Origin of the sequence: Enterococcus sp. DIV0183 (genome assembly GCF_050541505.1) — a bacterium.
Lineage (GTDB): Bacteria > Bacillota > Bacilli > Lactobacillales > Enterococcaceae > Enterococcus > Enterococcus faecalis.
The window spans coordinates 1,264,697-1,281,672 of sequence record NZ_CP172932.1 but is presented as its reverse complement, the minus strand read 5'-3'; the positions used below and the strand labels follow the sequence as shown (position 1 = coordinate 1,281,672).

Genomic DNA, 16,976 nt, shown 5'->3' with positions numbered 1-16,976 from the left:
TAAACTATTTAATTTTTATTATTTGGTCATTCTTAATCGTTCAATGTGAATCGATAAATAACCAAGTTCTTCATTTGGTACTTGATAATGAAAATTTCTCATTAATAAGACTTGTACTTTTTTTGAGATTTCATAGCTTTCAGCATACTTTTTCTTTACGACTTCCAAAATTTCTTCATCTAAAACAGCATATTGATTTTGTTGGAAGCGATGGATAAACAAACGTAAATGATTCACCAAACGTGAATAACTGAGACTATTTTTATCATCATGAATATCAATAGCCAATTCCTGCTCGATTAAATGAATAATTTCAGAAACGATTGTAACTTCACGGATACTTTTACTATTATCAGTACGCCCGCTGCGAGCACTATGGATATGAATTGCAATATATCCCGCTTCATCATAACTAAATGGAATCTCTAAGGTTTGTGTTAAATATTCTACAGCCCATTGAGCAATAGCAAATTCTTCACTATATAAAATCTCAATTTCACTTAAAAGCTTGTTCCGAACAATAATATTATTTTGAATATTTTCAGCTGCAAAAGCAATGTGATCACTCAACCCAATATTAATATGTTCATTCAACTTTTCACCCAATACTGTTTCAGCATGTTGGATAATTTCTTCACTCGCTAAAAAGTATTTGTCTTCAATTTGTGATAGCAGTACTTGAAGTTTTTTCAGTCCTTCTGGCTCCATCACAAACATCCGCTCCACCAATTGTCGAGATAAGACATCATTTTTAGTCTTATTAAACCCGACGCCTTTACCGACAGCTACTTTCTCCTGTCCTTCGTCAAGAACAAGTACAGCATTTTGATTTAGCACCTTTTTAATTTTCATAAATGACCCTCTTCTGCAGAAGTAATTCTAACATTTTCAGTGAAAACAACAAAAAAAGCATAGAACAATCCCGTTAAACATGTTGCGTAACCATTGTACACCACATTGTATTACGAAATTCTTCCATGCCTAGTATTATCTAGTCACATGAAAACGCTATTCATTTGTTAACAGTGCTTATTCTAACGAGTATCATTATTTTTGTCAACCTTTTTCAATTATTTTTTTATTAATTGTTGACTATTAACAAAAAAGAAACTCTTATCGGGAAAAAAGTACCTTCAGCTAAAGGTACTTTTGTTCACTAATTTATTCTTTATAGGCATACTTATATGTGCTCGTTGCACCGAAGTTATGATACTGAATACCTTTGACACCTGGTCGTACAAGCTGACTACGGGCCTCTTGGTATAAAGGAATTAAAGCGGTATCTTCTTCCACCAATACTTTTTCAGCTTTAATTAATGTTTGCCAACGAGTTTCAGGATCATTTGCGTATTTAGTTGTTGCTTCTTCAATTAGTTGATCAAACGTTGGGCTAGAATAGTTCATACGGTTACCACTAACTGAGCTTTCTAAGAAAGTCATTGGATCCTGATAATCGGGTCCCCACATGCCAACAGACAATTCATAATCCCCTTTTCTCATTAATTCAATCGCATTATTTAAAGGAACTGTTTTGACATTAATAGTGAGACCTGGCAACGTTTCTTGTAACTGGCCTTGGATAAATTCAGCAACTTTTCGGTCACTATCACCATCTCTTGAAAGAAGTTCAATGGCTACATCTCCGTTTAGCTCTGCTTTTGCTTTGTCTAAATACTCTTTGGCTTTTTTGGCGTCTGTTTTGACAAGGGCGCCTGCTTCTTGACGAAAATCTTCATTCGTTTCTGGGTTATATACAAATTTTTCTGGAATGTACCCATAAATTTCTTTTGAACCATCTGCTAAAATATTGTCGACTAAACTTTTTTTATCCAAAGCATAAGCTAAAGCTTTGCGGACATTCTCATTTGCAAAAATGGATGGTTTTTCGTTTCTTTTTTGGTTTAAACGTAAGGAATAGACTTTTGACCGTTCGATTGCTTCATAGTCTGGGTTGTCTCGATTTTGTTTAGCAAAATCTCCTGTTAAGACAGCCACATCTAATTCACCTGATTCGTACAAATTATAAACGGTATTGGTTTCTTTAAGAACTTCAAAATGAATCGTTTCTGATTTTACTTTTTCTTTATCGTAGTAGTCGGGATTACGCACAAAATCCCACGACATCGCTGACTGATCCCAATTTTTCATTAAAAACGGACCATTAGATACAATCATTTCACTAGAAGTGCCATAGGCTTGTCCTTTTTCTTTCACGAATGCTTCGTTTTGTGGGAAAAATGGAGAAAATGCCAATAACGACGTAAAATACGGTACAGGCTTTTCCAAAGTAACCTCCAAAGTATAATCATCAAGCGCTTTGACACCCAATTCCTCTGGTGCTTTTTCCTCTTTTGTAATAGCTGTTCCGTTCAGAATCGTTCCTTCTAACAAGAAAAAGTAATTGGCTTGGTTTTTGGGATTCGCTAATTTACGCCAAGCAAAAACGAAATCATTGGCTGTTACAGCATCACCATTGGACCACTTGCCATCTTCTCTTAGTTTAATGGTATATCGTTTGCCATCCTCAGAAATTTCTGGCATCTCTTTAGCAGCAGCAGGTATTAGTTGATCTTTTTCATCCAATTGATATAACCCTTCAAAGACATTGGACTGTGCGTTAATACTGGCTTCATCTTGTGTAAAAATAGAATCCATTGAACCGATTTCCGAGTTCTCCATTAAATTTAAAACTTTTTTCGAGACACTGGTTTTCTCAGTTGCTTTCTCGTCTATTTTTGTTTCTGCTGTTGTGCCACAACCTACCAAGACCGTACTAACAAATAACATAATCCCCATCATTTTTAACTTTTTCATACTATTCCCCCTATGTGTCAATCAAACGGCAATTCTTCCATGGAAAGCCGTTCTTGCGAAACTATCAAGCATGCGTAGGGCAAGCCCTCATTTTCGTACTCAAATTCTCCCCGCTGGTTGTCAATTGGGTCTGCACGCAATTGCATTTTCGCCGGCTGAAAGTCTGCCTGGATCTCACTATTTGCGACCATTCTAAAAACATCTAAATTGCCGAAATAATGATTCCACCGCTGTCTATCCCCGTCTCGGTAAGCACCTCCGCCAAAAGATAAATCCGCAAAGAGCCAGCCGTACGGTTCTATATAAAATTGTGCCCAATCATGACAGCCTGTATAATGTGTAGAAACATATAATCCCGATTGCCATTTGGCTGGTATCCCTGCAATCCGACAAAGCGTGATAAACAAAACCGCTTGCACGCCGCAGTCTCCTTTTAAATTAGTTGCAGCATACTCTGAAATATTGGAAATTGTAAAATATTCACGCATGAAAGAATAATGAATCTTTGTCGTCACAAAGTCATAAATCAAGCGTGCCTTTTTTAAGGGATTACTTTCATCGCCCACAATCTTATCTGCTAAATTTCTTAAATAAGGCGTGAATCGAATATGCGGTAACTGTTCCTCTAAATCAAAGCTTGGTTGCATTTTGTCTACGTTATTTTCTTCTAACTGTTGGTAAACCATCCGATTAACATAACAATATTCAACTGTAAACGTTTGATTTTCTTTTAAGATTGTTTCAAAACACAGTGTTCGTTGAGGCGCATCTTCTGCCGCAATATAGGTTGCTTCAGGTGACGTAGCTAGGATTTCAATTTCTGATTGTTGTTGACACGCTTTGGGCAGCGGCAAATGGACACGAACACGCTCACCTGGACGCTCAAATTCTTTTTTCACCTGAATGGTGGCTTTAATTGTTGTTCTCACTTTTCTACCACCGTTTTTTTGCATTTGTTCGATGTTCTCTTTTAGTTCTTTTTTGCGGAGAATTTCTAATTGATTGCTTTCTGCTTCCCGCAAACGTGCAACATATGCCGCATTTGTTTTAATTAAATTGGCCAAAAATCGAAGTTGGAAATACGGTTCACCGTCAATATAAACCCAGTCCACTAATCCCGTTTCTTTTAAACGAATTAATTCCTCTGTTTGATAATCCTGAAAAGTGTCTCTCATCATTTGATCAGCTTTTGCAAAGCTATGAGGATACTCATTCATACGCATCATTTTAATGACATCTTTTTCAATTATCAAACGTTCTTTTAATGCCTGCGGAAGTTCTTTTGTCAACCAAAAATCAATGGCAATATCCGCACTTGCAAAATCGCCAAATTCTTTCACCCTTTGAATTTCCTCAGGCAAAGGAACACTAAGATACTTTAAATCATACTTCATTTGCTTTACTCCTTTTTTAATGAGAAATGCCTAATCCAGCTGCTTCTCCTAATTCCAATAATGGTTTTGCTTCTAAGGATACGCCCCCAGTTACGGGCGCAGTTTCTAAACCGAATGTCGCATCTAAATCTGCTCGTGTGATATTCTTTTGAGCAGCAGCTAAATGGGCAGCAGCCGTGATGCCAATGGTTGTTTCTTCCGCCATGCAACCAATCATGCATTCGATGCCTGCTGTTTCACAAATCTGATTAATTTTCAGCGCTTCATGAATGCCGCCACACTTCATTAATTTTATATTGATAACATCTACTGTGCCTTTTTTAACTAATTCCAACGCATCTTGAGCATCAAAACAGCTTTCATCAGCCATAATTGTCGTATTAACTTGTGAAGTAACGTATTTTAGACCTTCTAAATCGCGTCTTTTAACTGGCTGTTCCACTAATTCAATTTGATAATCTGCTAATTCTTGAATCGCTTTAACTGCATCTTTGGGCGTCCAAGCCTGATTCGCATCTAAGCGGAGCTTGATATCAAAGCCAACTGCTTCACGAATCGCTTTTACTCTTGCGATATCAGCTTCAATTCCTGTTCCGACTTTAATTTTTAATGTATCAAAACCTAGTTTGACTTTTTCGACGGCTTTTTGTGCCATCACATTTGGTTCATCAATACCTAGTGTAATATCCGTTATTACTTGGTTATCATAGCCGCCTAACAATTGATAAAGAGGCAGTTGAGCTTTCTGACCCATCAAATCATAACAAGCAATATCGATTGCTGCTTTTGCCGCTGGAGCGAAAGCAGATATTTTATCCATCACTTCATGAATTTTCTCAATATTAAAGGGGTTTAAGCCAATGATTGCTTGGCCAAATAATTCGATCGTTTCAATCGTGCCAGCCAACGTTTCACCGGTAATAAAAATGCCTGGCCCTCCTTCTCCATATCCAACTAATCCCTCTTCTGTTTCAATTTCCACAATTGCACTATCCGCTGATTCTATCGTCCCCAAAGCGATCGTAAATGTTTCTTTCAGTTTAATTTTCGATGCCCTAACATGTACCTGCTTAATTTTCATAAAATCCTCCCTTTGATATTTCCAATTGACTGAAAATTCAGTTTTTAAAAATATCCAAAAATTAAATTTAGATTGTTATCGATCATTCTAAACTCATTGTTTTCTAATGTCAACAAAATAATGAGATTTCGATTAAAATAAAATGAATTTCGAATTTTATGAGCTTTTTTAATAAATCAGTAAATTCCATGACATGTGAGATACTTCTCATTTACAAACATTCTTAAAAAAGGTATGATAGTAAAGAGGCAACTTGCAAAGGAGTAGAAGACGAATGAGTGAACAACCTCAACAACGTTCAACCGAAGAAGTTGAAGCAATTAAAGAAGATATTTTAACTGCATTAGAAACAGTGATTGACCCTGAATTAGGCATCGATATTGTTAATTTAGGACTAATTTATGAAGTTGAATTTGCAGAAGAAACTGGTGATACTGTCATCAAAATGACCTTAACCACAATGGGTTGTCCGTTAGCAGATGTTTTAACAGAACAAATCCATGGTGTTTTAAAAGATATTCCTGAAGTGAATAATATCGAAGTAAAATTAGTCTGGTACCCTGCTTGGACAACGGATAAAATGAGCCGTTACGCACGAATTGCTTTGGGTATTCGCTAGTTATTTCGAGGCTAATGATAAAAAACATATGAAAGAACCGATTGGTCCGTTCTTTCATATGTTTTTTTGTTTGTTTAATTTACTTATTTGATAAAAATTACCTAATGCCATCAATACTTGGTTTTTTCCAAATTTTTGCTACTGGATGGAAGTCTAATAAAAACTGTAGCTGCGTTCCACCGAAGCCTGACGCTCCAGCAAACATGATATGAAAAGTGAGCCCTCTATCCATAATCAGATACCCTGTATCCAGCACGCCATTTCTTTCATAAAACTGATAACGTTTTTCTCTTTGGGCTTCATTCGCTGCATTTTTGCCAATTTCTTCACTCTCCAAAAGAACCCCCTTAGGATAACGTGTCTTCAATAACGCTAACACGGTTGAGCCTAATCGTTGGTTTCGGTGGTGCTGATCAATTGCAAAGAAAAAGACATAGGTTGCTTCAGGTGCAATTGGACTATTTAACAAAATCCCCACGTTCTCATCCGCCTCTTGAATAACAAACAAATGAAATTTTCCTGCTTGAGAAGACATCAATAATTGATCAAACGGCAGTCTCTCTTCTTCTGGAAAAGCTTCTATGTAGGTTGCTTCCCAATAGGCTTGATTTTCTTGATTTAATAATGTGAATTGCATAAAAGCTCCTTTCTAAAATGATTGCTTCGTACTAATAACTTTTGTTACTTACATAAGACCTAAAAGTTATTTAAACATGCGACTGGTTATCCCTATACGCAATTATTTTTTGATACTAATCTAGTAATTTAATCGTTCTCTGTTCCTGAGTCAATAAAAGAGCACACGATTCGAGATTTTCAACGTTTAGTGAAAAGTCGATTCTTATTTCATTACAACCGATTCACTATTCGCTGCCCTCTTTTTTCTATTCGTTGATTTACTTGAACTAAATATTCATTTATCTCCTCTATATTCTGAGGTAAGATAAACGAGTCTTTTTTCAAATGATTTTTCCATAGCGCTACTAGTTGATACTGTTCATTTAAAAATGGTTGCATCTCGTACGTATGAACGTAGCTTTCCCATGAATGAAATGAAGCTAAAAATATCGAAAGTTGGTCTAAGGAATAATCCCAATAATCTTTAAACGATAAACTTCTTCCACTGTTAAATCCTAGTGGAACTACTGTAATGTTTCCAATTGAATGGGTAAGTTCGGCAAAACGCTTTAATTGTGGGTCCTGATGGACTCGATCAAATTTAGTAAAATTGTCGAGAAGAAATTCATTCCATGTATATTTTTTTGGTACAGGATTTGGTAAATAGTCAGGAAAAACTTGGTCAAAATAAGTTAAATATTGGTCCGAAATCACAGCCGATGCCCCGGAATCATGAGGCGGATACTTGCTATTTACTGCAAGCAAATTCTGTTCAGAAGGTTTTTCTAAATAGCTTTCTTGATTTTCCCCAATTACTTCCGCTGGTCTAAAGAAATCGGGATAAACAAGTTGTAACATAATTTTATACGTTGTCCAAAATGAGTTCATAATATCTTTGTGCACGGTCGCCTTCCCAGTTAACTTTAAAAAAACATCCTCCACAACCTCGTACTTTTCAATATGGACATTCGATGTTCTAGCTTTTAAAATATTTTTAACCGGCTGCTGGTGGTCATACTCTTGACCCAAAAGCAACTTCTTTAAATCATCTTTCGCTGAAATTGTCTTAACTGTAATCTCCGCCACTTTGAATAACTCCCATCCTACGATTTTCTCTATATTCTTTTATATTATTATACTAGAAAAACGCTCCCTCCTGCCCTTTTTTAATCAACAAATCAGCAATTAGAAAACACCAGCGAAACAGAAGTGCAACACTAGCATGCGAAAAAATGCGATCGCAACTTATTTTTTAGACACTCTGTGTGTTTCGTATAGTCGAGGCTGGTTGCGTGTATTTTTTTCAAGAAAATTGAGAACAGCTATGGTATAGTCAAAACTACGATTATTTCAAACACGGAGCGACAGTTTATGGAAATGTACCAAGTAATTAGATATTTTTTAAATGAAATGGAGAAAAAGATTTGGCATGCCTTGTTAACATTAGTACTTTTTTGTCTTTATATTTCCATTTTTGATGTGCCTTTTACAATTAAAAATACATTCATCGGCAGACTACTTTTCCCGAAAGCTTTTATGAATGCAGGAAGTGCGAATCTGATTTTTTATTTGATTAGTTTTTTTGGTTTTTTATGGTCAATTTTCATTTTTGCTTATCTATTGAATAAGACACGCCTCAAATTATTAAATAAAACATTTCCTTATCTTTTGGAAATATTAGAAGTCTGTATTTTGCCTTTAGTGATTCTTTTTGCTTACATTTATATTTATTTGCGGGTCCATGGCGAAGGTTTCAGCTATATACGAGAATCTCTTTTACAGCAAGAGTTAACTTATTCAATGAAATGGTTTCTTTGCCTTGGTAGTTTGGCGCCGTTATTTTTCTTTTTAAGCACTTTAAATTTAACTAAACGAGTCAGACAAAAAAAAGACATGGAATCATGAAAATCCATGTCTTTTTTAGTCGGATATTGTTTTTACTGCAGGACAGTTTTCTTCCAAAAATTCAAAAATACTACTGTAATAATTTTCAGGTTCGTAGACACTTGAAGATAAATGTGGTGCTTTAGCAACAATGAGACCTTTTTTTATCCCCTGAGTTGCCGCTAAATTTTCTTCAAACATTGTCATTGGAACAAAGCGATCACCTGTACCGTGAATAAAGAATGTGGGTAACGTATTTTTGTGTAATTGTCTCACGGAAGAAGCGGTTTTCAATTGAAAGCCATAGTTATTTAATGCTAATTGATTAGCAATTGTTAAAATAGGAAAAGCGGGTAAATGAAAAGATTCATGTAGGACATATTTAAATTCATCATAGACAGAAGTGTAGCCACAATCCACTATTAATCCGCGGACATTCATTGGTAACTTTTCACCACTTGCCATCATGACAGTAGCCGCTCCCATGGAACCGCCCACTAAAATAATTTCTGCTTCCATATCAATGGCAAGAACTTCACTAATCCAACTTAATAAATCTAACCGATCCAGCCATCCCATCCCAATTTTATTCCCTGAACTTTTCCCGTGCGCACGCAAATCGGGAACTAAAACATTGTAGCCTTCTTCTGCAAAACGTAATGCAGTATATGCCATATCGCGTTTTCCGTTTGAACGATAACCATGCACACAAATCGCCCAACGATGGTTATCTGGATAAGGAATAAAGCACCGTGCATACAATGTTTCATCTTTAATTTTCAACCAACGATCTTCAGCAAAAGACTCTGTCCAAAAAGCTTCGCCTTCTTGTTTTTGTTGTTCTTCTATTTTTGTATATCTTGTTTCACGTTCTTGAAAATTATCAGGATTTAATAACCGATGCCCTTTTTTATGATACCAAGGGTTGTCTTTAAGCAACGCAATTTTCAAAAAATAATTGGCAATGTAAAAAGAAAAAACAACGCCAATTATTTCAAAAATGATCAGTAACCCGAGGAGCCATTTCATCTGCAAATCACACCCTCTTCTAAAGTATTTCCTTCTTCATTTAATATACTATGGATTTTTCATTTCTGAAAGAAATCACCCTTACATTTTGTTATTTTTTGAAAAAAAAACAGCCGTCTCAAAAAGAGGCGGCTACTTTTAATCTATCAACAATCCAACGTTGTCATATCTTCATATGTCTCACGGCGAGCAACTAATTTTGCTTGTCCATCTTCGACAAAAACCACCGCTGGTCGAGGATTTCGGTTGTAATTACTTGCCATTGAATAACCGTAAGCCCCCGTACTACTAATGGCCAATAAATCCCCTGCTTTAACTTCTGGCAATAAAATATCTCGAAGTAAGACATCTCCTGATTCGCAATATTTACCAACCACTGTGACTTTCTTGACTGAATCATGTCCCTCACGATTCGCTAGAAAACCATCATAAACTGCTTGATACAAAGCAGGCCGTATATTATCACCCATGCCACCATCTACGGAAACAAAATGACGAACACCAGGAACCTCTTTTTGCGCGCCAACTGTATAAATCGTTGTGCCCGCTTCGGCAATTAAACTGCGGCCTGGTTCAATCCAAAGCTCAGGCAGTGGATACCCTAATTGTTCACAATAACCTTTCAAGGAATAAACAATTTTTTCAACAAATGTTGCTGGTGCTAATGGCTCATCTTGCTGCGTGTACTGCACACCAAAACCACCACCCATATTTAAAACACGTGCTGTAAATTGATGGACTTGCCGCCAGTCTTCTAAAATAGTGAACATTTTTTCAACAGCAGCTAAAAAGCCTTCCACAGCAAAAATTTGCGAGCCAATATGGCAATGGACCCCTTGCACATCAAAAGAGGGGTTTGATAAAAGACGAACGAGTGCTTCTGTCGCCTGGCCACTTGCAACATCAAAACCAAATTTTGAATCTTCTTGGCCTGTCAAAATGTAATCATGTGTTTCTGCATCCACACCAGGACTCACCCGAAAAAGAACTTTTTGTGTTTGGTTTCGTGTAGCTAATAATTCTTCCAACAAGTCAATTTCGTAAAAATTATCAATGACAATTGTACCTATTTTGTTATCCAAGGCGTAACGTAATTCTTCAGGGGTTTTGTTATTTCCATGGAATTCAATTTCCGCTGGCTCCATGCCCCCTTTTAAAGCTGTGAATAGTTCTCCACCAGAGACAACATCACAAGCAATATCTTCTTCCTTTAACACTTGATAAATAGCTAAACAACTAAATGCTTTACTTGCATAAACCACTTTATTTTTGATACCTAATTGATTTAACGTTTGTTTAAAACCACGTGCTTGTGCGCGAATATGAGCGACATCATAGACAAATAACGGCGTCCCGAATTTTTGCGCCAACTTTACGGTGTCACAACCACCGATTTCTAAATGATTTTCCCGATTCATTTTTGCTGTACCAAATAACATGTTTTCCCGCCCCTTCATTTTGTTTTATTAAAAATCATAGCATAAAACCCAGTAGCTTCCTATAATTTTCCACATTTTTCTCTGACTTTCTCCTGTTGCTTTTTTTCGCCAAATAGCCTACAATAATTGGCATACGAATAAAAAACCTTTATTATCAAGACTTTAATCTTTTAAATAAAAATTGGTATATACGAAAAAGAAAGAAGGCAGATGACTTGGCTACACTGAACCGCGATCAACAAATTGAAGAAATTATTAATTTGGAAGCAATTTTGAATTTACCGAAAGGAACAGAACATTTTGTCAGTGATTTACATGGTGAATTTGAAGCTTTTGACCATATTTTAAGAAATGGTTCTGGGCGAATCAGAGAAAAAGTTCAATTTTTATTTAAACAAGAATTAAATGCCCATCAGATGGACGAGCTTTGTTTTATTATCTACTATCCAGAAGAAAAATTAACACTTTTAGAAAATGAAAGCGCCCTCTCTTATGAATGGTGGCTATTAACGATTCGCCGTCTGGTTGAAATCGTCCGTTCTTCTTCGATGAAGTACACACGTTCTAAAGTTCGCAAAGCCCTTCCTGAAACCTATGGGTATATTCTCGAAGAATTGATTTATCAATATGATGAAACAACAACCAAAAACGGTTACTATCAACAAATTATTGAAAAAATTATTTTACTAGGTGAAGCCAAACGTTTCGTAACAGAATTAGCTTATCTAATCCAACGTCTGATTATCGATCACCTACATGTTATTGGGGATATCTATGACCGGGGGCCAGCACCAGATAAAATTATGGACCGATTAATGTCCTATCACTCCTTGGATATTCAACTAGGCAATCATGATATGATTTGGCTGGCTGCTTATAGTGGTTCACTGGCTTGTTTAGCCAATGTAGTACGTATTTGTGCTCGCTATGGAAATTTAGATTTGTTAGAAGAACGTTATGCTATCGATTTAACCGCCTTAAAAAAATTTAGTTTAGAAACGTATAAAGAAAATCCTGCTTTTGCACCCAAGAAAAATCCCTATCGTGCGTTAACTGAAGCTGAAAAACAAGTAGCGATGCGTGTGCAACAAGCCATTGCCATTATTCAAGAAAAACTAGAAGGCCAAATTATTGGTCGACGCCCTGATTTTAACTTGGCACATCGGCTACGCTTAGATAAGATTCAAGGGGAAACTATTACTTTTGACGAATGTCGTTATACATTAATTAACAGCTGTTTCCAAACCGTTTCTGAAGAGCAGCCTTACCAATTAACACGTGAGGAAAAACAGATAATTGATGATTTATTAACGCAATTTCAGTCTTCGCCGCGGTTAACAAAACACATGCGCTTTCTAATGGAAAAAGCTTCTCTTTACCTTGTGTATAATCAAAATTTATTGATTCATGGCTGTCTGCCTCTGAATGCGGACGGTACTTTTCAAGCTTATACATTTAAAGGCCACTCCTATTCAGGAAAAGCTTTAGTTGACTTCTTTCAGGAAATGTTAGAAGAAGCTTATGCTCAGCCTGCTAGTACAGATGACTATGCAACAGATTGTTTATGGTATCTTTGGTGTGGCGAAGGTTCCTCATTATTTGGCAAACGAGCTATGAAAACCTTCGAGCGTTATTTTCTCGCTGAAAAAGAAACACATCATGAAGAAAAGAATCCTTACTACTCTTTGCGTGATACGGTTGAAGTTTGTGAAAGAATCCTAGATGAATTTGAAGTGACTGGTGAAAATAGACATATCATTAATGGCCATACACCAGTTAAACGAACAAAAGGCGAATCGCCAATCAAAGCAAATGGCACGCTTCTCGTAATTGACGGCGGCTTTTCAAAATCTTATCAGACAATTACTGGAATTGCTGGTTATACATTGTTGTACAACTCGTTTGGTTTACAACTGACCGCGCATAAATCTTTTTCTAGTAAAGAAACAGCCATTTTAAATAATCAAGACATTCATTCCATCAAACAAGTCATCGATCGTCCCTTACAGCGGCTATTGGTGAAAGATACCACTATCGGCAAAGAGCTATTAAAGCAATCGCAAGCACTCCAAAAACAAATGAAACAAAACCAGTAGTGCCGTTAAAAAGACGCTTGCGCTCTTATCCGAAAAATGATTAAATGGAGGAGTTGAGAAAAATATCTATTAGAGAAACGGAAAGGGTTTTACATTGAAGAAACAGCAACTCTCACTATACGGCACCATTTTCTTTCTTTGCTTTTTCCTAATTGTGGGCTTCTTCTTCTCAAGTCGTGGCGAAGATTATGCCAAAGAATCTGAACAAAAAGTTACAATTGATTCCACCAAACATGAGAAGCATACGAAAGACAAGGAAGAAAATAATTCAGCAAATACAGTATTTTTTGATAAAATAAATGACCTGCTCGTCGCTTCTGTCAAAGAATTTGAAGGAACGGTCGGGATTAGTTATTTAGATTTGGAAACTGGCGAACAACGTTCTGTGAATGGCCAACATGAATTTTATACAGCTAGTACTATTAAAGTGCCACTGACGATGCTAGTCGCCGACACGGTTGCTTCTGGTCAAAAAAAATGGACAGACCTGATTCCCTATAACGCCGAAGAAGATTATGAAGAAGGAACTGGGATCATTGCCTATAATATCCAACCAGAATATCCATTAAAAACGTTACAAGAATATGCCATCACCTATTCTGATAATATCGCTAAAAATATGCTCTATGACACATTGGGTGGTGATGCAAAAGCAAAACGAGAAATGTATCAGCGTTATTTGCACAAGACACCTTCGATTGAAGAGCCACAATTTTCTTCTGAAGATGCGCTTGTTATTCTACAAAAATTATATACTGAAAAAGCAACAAAACCAGATTACCAAACGATTTATGATTCTATGAAACAAAGTGTTTTCCATGAAAGAATGGAAACTCCCACAACTCAAGGAAAAGTTGCTCATAAAATTGGTTCCTATGATGAATTTATTCATGATATGGGGATTTTAGAAACACCTCATCCCTTTGCTTTAGCAATTTTTACTAAAGGACCTGATAATGCTAAGAGTGCTGCGTTTATTGCTTCAGTGACAGATAAGCTATGGCAATTACAGGTGTCTGAATATCCTAATGATAACCATTGATAATGAAAATAAAAGCATCTTTTTTTAATGACAACGCTCAATAAAAAAGATGCTTTTATTAGTAGTTATATTAATTAAAATATTTGTATTTCCCATAACCTTTTTAGCAATTATTTCTGAGTATTTTTTAACTCCAACGAACCTAATTCTTTTCCTGCTGCATCATCTTCATAAGAATTTCTAACGATTACTTTATATAATGACTTATGATCCAAACTACTTAAGTCAAAAGAAATGTTAATTGTAGCATCTTCCCCTTTATTAAAGCCACTACCAATTTGACGTGCAATAGGTATCTCAAGACCGTTTTTATAAACTGAAATTAGAATCTCACGACTTTTTTTATTTTTTTCTGGATTTGGAATGTCCATAATCAGCGTAGTTTGAAGCGCATCACTTTGGGCCTTAATATTTTTAATTTTTTTCACGTTTTTAATGCTAGGTATCGTTTCTTTCATAATGGGTTGGTAAGGAATTTTAAACGTCCAATCGCCTTGATACTCTAATTCATTCTCAACACTAAAAGATCGGCTACTTGCTTTGATTGCTTCTTTTAATTCATTATCATGCTGTTCTTGATCTTCCCAAGCTAATCGGTAGATATGAAGCGTTAATTGATCTTGACTAACAAGTTTTTGCTTATTGAAAGTTGAAATCACTGAACCATAAAAAACATCCTTCTCGATTCTATATAACGATGTTGAACTTACACCCCCAAATAAATCTTCTTTGCTTCCTTCTCTAAATAACCCTAGTTGAATATCTTGAGAATAATTATTTCTAGCGATTTTTTTCTGTAATAACTCTTTTAATTTCTGATCTTTAATCTTAAATTGATAATCAAACGCCATTTTATTTTTTGTCGATACAAATTTTGTTAATACGATTTCTTGCTCATTTTGTACACTCCGCAATTCTAGTTTTGTTGGAACACCAGAAGATTCTACTGTTTGAACACCGGTATCTTGACTAATCCCCAATACCTCTTCTATGGCACGTCCAATGGGTGTTTTTACTATCAAAGTAAAAGTGGTAGCAATACTAATTAGCCCTATAATTAAATGTTTACGCGATATTTTTTTCTTTGGCTGTCTGTATTGTTTTATTTCTCCCATTAATATCTTAGTTCTTTGTGTGTTTAAACGTTCTATTGTTTCTAAAGGCATCTTTTTTTCATATTTTAATATATCACTTCGTTTTCTATCCATTTACCATGTCTCCTTTAAATATGTCCTTAATTTTTTTCGACCACGAGAAAGGCGAATTTTGATGGTATTTGTTGAAACATCAAGTTGCTGAGCGATTTCTTTTATACTAAGGCCAACATAATAGTACATAACTAGCGGAACGCGATAATTATCAGGTAATTTATGTAATCCTTTATCCAAATCATATAAATCATCAAAAGCAGGAACAAGAGAATAAGTATCCATCCAGTGAGTTGTTTTCTGCTTTTCTCTAAAAATATTTTGAACTTGGTTTAACATTATTTTAAAAATCCATGAATTAAACGCATATTCATTTTTTAATGTTGTTATTTTTTCCCATGCACATAGTTCAGTTTCTTGTAAACAATCAGCAACGTCGACTTCGTTTAATAGCATTTTATATGCAGCATTGTATAAAACTTTTTCATATTTTTGACAAAGGTGAACAAATGCTTGTCCATCTCCTTTTTTTGCTTTCTGAACTAATTTTTTTGTTGAAATTTTATCCATAAAACACCTCTTTTCATTTAACTAACTATTAGACGTTAAGTATCTGTAAAAGGTTTCATATTTTTATAAAAAAAATATCTGGGACAAAAGTCATTTTGACTACTGTCCCAGATACTAAAATTCACAATGAGTAGCTGGCTACTTTACAGACAACAACTTCGTAAAACGTTCTGCCAACATTTGGTGGGCATCAATTTTTTTGGTTCCTTGTGCTTTTGCTGCAAAACTAGCAAAGTTTAAGCCGGCCCCAAATAGTTGTAACGCACCGTTGCCTAAATCTCCCTTTTTAAGAGCTTCAAGCCCATCTTCGATAAATTGGTTACTTTCATCTAAATGACACTCAGGAAGATATTTCACGCCGTGATGATATCGTTTTACATTCAGAATGATTTGCTTCGCGGCTTCTTCTGAAATAGCCGCTCCCAAGTTTAACAGTAGCTCATTGATTGGTTCCACCAAGCGAGCATAGTCACTTTCGTATTTTTGACAATTCAGTGCAATCGATTTGCGGCGTTCTTCATTTTTCATTTTTTCCACTCCCTTTTTTATTAAAAACGAGCACGAAAGCTACCAACTGGCTTCGCACTCGTTCTTTCTAACCACTAATTTTCTTTGTTCATGCTTTTAATTTTAATTAAACGTGTAATTTCGCCACGTTCATTTTCTTCTAATTTCATTTGAATGTAGTAAATTGTTTCTTCTAATTGCGGAATCGTCATATACTCTAAGGCGTTGACACGACGACGCGTTTTTTCAATTTCTTTTGATAATAATTGGCACGTCTTTTCAACATTTGCAAGTGCTAATAATTTCGGTAAAATGCTTGAAATTTTAGCAAAAGCTTGATCAAGCTCGCTGTTTGAATTCACGTAGCCATAATCTAAGGGTGCTTCTTGAACCGATTCATCGTAATCAAAAATCATTTTAGGAACTGGCACACTTAAGATGTTCTGTTCAATAATTTCTAATTCAACTTTTTCGGCTGGAATTGCCACTAACTCTTCAATAAAGGCTTCGTTCAACGTTGCGTTTGCCAATACAAAATTTGATAACGCATCCGTCACTTCTTGTTCAACCTGAATACGTAACTCATTGTTTTCTTTGACTAGCGCAATAAACCGTCGCATCAATTCATCTTGTTTGTCTTTCAGCAACTTATGACCTCTCGTGGCCGTAGTTAACTGTTTTTTCAATCGGGAAAGTTCCATACGGGTTGGATTAACATTTAATCGAGCCATTTTT

16 protein-coding genes are annotated in these 16,976 nt (G+C 35.8%); 4 read left to right on the top strand and 12 right to left on the bottom strand.

Features of this window, described 5'->3' with window-relative positions; genetic code table 11:
* Nucleotides 1-18 precede the first annotated feature (18 nt).
* The 4 genes from IGK72_RS06355 to IGK72_RS06340 form a co-directional block, all read right to left on the bottom strand.
* On the bottom strand, nt 19-852 hold the full coding sequence (locus IGK72_RS06355; RefSeq protein ID WP_002357655.1) for a PRD domain-containing protein: 834 nt from the start codon (nt 850-852) through the stop codon (nt 19-21).
* 309 nt (nt 853-1,161) lie between these two features.
* Nucleotides 1,162-2,814: a peptide ABC transporter substrate-binding protein gene (locus tag IGK72_RS06350; RefSeq protein WP_023895094.1), complete on the bottom strand. Its 1,653-nt coding sequence runs from the start codon at nt 2,812-2,814 to the stop codon at nt 1,162-1,164.
* Nucleotides 2,815-2,831: 17 nt separating this feature from the next.
* Nucleotides 2,832-4,208, bottom strand: coding sequence for a transglutaminase-like domain-containing protein (locus IGK72_RS06345; protein ID WP_023895095.1), 1,377 nt, complete (start codon nt 4,206-4,208; stop codon nt 2,832-2,834).
* 16 nt (nt 4,209-4,224) lie between these two features.
* Entirely contained in the window at nt 4,225-5,289 is a 1,065-nt protein-coding gene (locus tag IGK72_RS06340; protein WP_002360381.1) for a dipeptide epimerase, read from the bottom strand.
* Between the two features lie 274 nt (nt 5,290-5,563).
* Here IGK72_RS06340 and IGK72_RS06335 point away from each other — a divergent pair, with 274 nt between their 5' ends.
* Nucleotides 5,564-5,908 carry a metal-sulfur cluster assembly factor gene (locus IGK72_RS06335; RefSeq protein WP_002357660.1) on the top strand — a complete coding sequence of 115 codons (345 nt, stop codon included), beginning with the start codon at nt 5,564-5,566 and terminating at the stop codon, nt 5,906-5,908.
* A gap of 97 nt (nt 5,909-6,005) precedes the next feature.
* Here the strand turns inward: IGK72_RS06335 and IGK72_RS06330 are convergent, their stop codons facing one another.
* Complete coding sequence (locus IGK72_RS06330) at nt 6,006-6,545, bottom strand: GNAT family N-acetyltransferase (protein WP_002360382.1); 540 nt, start codon at nt 6,543-6,545, stop codon at nt 6,006-6,008.
* A gap of 212 nt (nt 6,546-6,757) precedes the next feature.
* Nucleotides 6,758-7,612 (bottom strand): hypothetical protein, encoded by an 855-nt coding sequence (locus tag IGK72_RS06325; protein WP_070415849.1) that lies wholly within the window; start codon nt 7,610-7,612, stop codon nt 6,758-6,760.
* 285 nt (nt 7,613-7,897) lie between these two features.
* Between IGK72_RS06325 and IGK72_RS06320 the strand changes: the two genes are divergently transcribed.
* Entirely contained in the window at nt 7,898-8,431 is a 534-nt protein-coding gene (locus IGK72_RS06320; RefSeq protein ID WP_002360384.1) for a hypothetical protein, read from the top strand.
* 15 nt (nt 8,432-8,446) lie between these two features.
* On the opposite strand, the gene IGK72_RS06315 is transcribed toward IGK72_RS06320, so the two are convergent.
* Together IGK72_RS06315 and lysA are read right to left on the bottom strand one after the other, a co-directional pair.
* Entirely contained in the window at nt 8,447-9,439 is a 993-nt protein-coding gene (locus tag IGK72_RS06315; protein WP_002403185.1) for an alpha/beta hydrolase, read from the bottom strand.
* A gap of 146 nt (nt 9,440-9,585) precedes the next feature.
* Nucleotides 9,586-10,896 carry a diaminopimelate decarboxylase gene (gene lysA, locus IGK72_RS06310; protein ID WP_430619627.1) on the bottom strand — a complete coding sequence of 437 codons (1,311 nt, stop codon included), beginning with the start codon at nt 10,894-10,896 and terminating at the stop codon, nt 9,586-9,588.
* A 197-nt stretch (nt 10,897-11,093) separates the two neighbouring features.
* On the opposite strand from lysA, the gene IGK72_RS06305 reads away from it, so the two are divergent.
* The gene (locus tag IGK72_RS06305) at nt 11,094-12,974 is read left to right on the top strand and encodes a fructose-bisphosphatase class III (protein WP_002371183.1); all 1,881 of its coding nucleotides are present in this window, start codon (nt 11,094-11,096) and stop codon (nt 12,972-12,974) included.
* A 154-nt stretch (nt 12,975-13,128) separates the two neighbouring features.
* Nucleotides 13,129-14,016 carry a serine hydrolase gene (locus IGK72_RS06300; protein ID WP_031324191.1) on the top strand — a complete coding sequence of 296 codons (888 nt, stop codon included), beginning with the start codon at nt 13,129-13,131 and terminating at the stop codon, nt 14,014-14,016.
* 110 nt (nt 14,017-14,126) lie between these two features.
* Here IGK72_RS06300 and IGK72_RS06295 read toward each other — a convergent pair whose 3' ends face one another.
* The 4 genes from IGK72_RS06295 to IGK72_RS06280 form a co-directional block, all read right to left on the bottom strand.
* Nucleotides 14,127-15,224: a hypothetical protein gene (locus tag IGK72_RS06295; protein WP_023895097.1), complete on the bottom strand. Its 1,098-nt coding sequence runs from the start codon at nt 15,222-15,224 to the stop codon at nt 14,127-14,129.
* A complete protein-coding gene (locus IGK72_RS06290) occupies nt 15,225-15,734 on the bottom strand; it encodes an RNA polymerase sigma factor (RefSeq protein ID WP_023895098.1) in 510 nt (169 codons plus the stop codon).
* 138 nt (nt 15,735-15,872) lie between these two features.
* Nucleotides 15,873-16,262, bottom strand: coding sequence for a hypothetical protein (locus IGK72_RS06285; protein ID WP_070415850.1), 390 nt, complete (start codon nt 16,260-16,262; stop codon nt 15,873-15,875).
* A gap of 74 nt (nt 16,263-16,336) precedes the next feature.
* A complete protein-coding gene (locus tag IGK72_RS06280) occupies nt 16,337-16,972 on the bottom strand; it encodes a V-type ATP synthase subunit D (RefSeq protein WP_002357673.1) in 636 nt (211 codons plus the stop codon).
* Nucleotides 16,973-16,976 lie beyond the last annotated feature (4 nt).

Excerpts from the sequence above, each read along its gene's own strand:
- IGK72_RS06315 (WP_002403185.1), bottom strand. The coding sequence starts at position 9,439 with ATGAAATGGCTCCTCGGGTTACTGATCATTTTTGAAATAATTGGCGTT.
- IGK72_RS06290 (WP_023895098.1), bottom strand. The coding sequence starts at position 15,734 with ATGGATAAAATTTCAACAAAAAAATTAGTTCAGAAAGCAAAAAAAGGA.
- IGK72_RS06355 (WP_002357655.1), bottom strand. The coding sequence starts at position 852 with ATGAAAATTAAAAAGGTGCTAAATCAAAATGCTGTACTTGTTCTTGAC.
- IGK72_RS06280 (WP_002357673.1), bottom strand. The coding sequence starts at position 16,972 with ATGGCTCGATTAAATGTTAATCCAACCCGTATGGAACTTTCCCGATTG.
- IGK72_RS06345 (WP_023895095.1), bottom strand. The coding sequence starts at position 4,208 with ATGAAGTATGATTTAAAGTATCTTAGTGTTCCTTTGCCTGAGGAAATT.
- IGK72_RS06335 (WP_002357660.1), top strand. The coding sequence starts at position 5,564 with ATGAGTGAACAACCTCAACAACGTTCAACCGAAGAAGTTGAAGCAATT.
- IGK72_RS06285 (WP_070415850.1), bottom strand. The coding sequence starts at position 16,262 with ATGAAAAATGAAGAACGCCGCAAATCGATTGCACTGAATTGTCAAAAA.
- IGK72_RS06350 (WP_023895094.1), bottom strand. The coding sequence starts at position 2,814 with ATGAAAAAGTTAAAAATGATGGGGATTATGTTATTTGTTAGTACGGTC.
- IGK72_RS06320 (WP_002360384.1), top strand. The coding sequence starts at position 7,898 with ATGGAAATGTACCAAGTAATTAGATATTTTTTAAATGAAATGGAGAAA.
- IGK72_RS06340 (WP_002360381.1), bottom strand. The coding sequence starts at position 5,289 with ATGAAAATTAAGCAGGTACATGTTAGGGCATCGAAAATTAAACTGAAA.
- IGK72_RS06330 (WP_002360382.1), bottom strand. The coding sequence starts at position 6,545 with ATGCAATTCACATTATTAAATCAAGAAAATCAAGCCTATTGGGAAGCA.
- IGK72_RS06295 (WP_023895097.1), bottom strand. The coding sequence starts at position 15,224 with ATGGATAGAAAACGAAGTGATATATTAAAATATGAAAAAAAGATGCCT.
- lysA (WP_430619627.1), bottom strand. The coding sequence starts at position 10,896 with ATGAAGGGGCGGGAAAACATGTTATTTGGTACAGCAAAAATGAATCGG.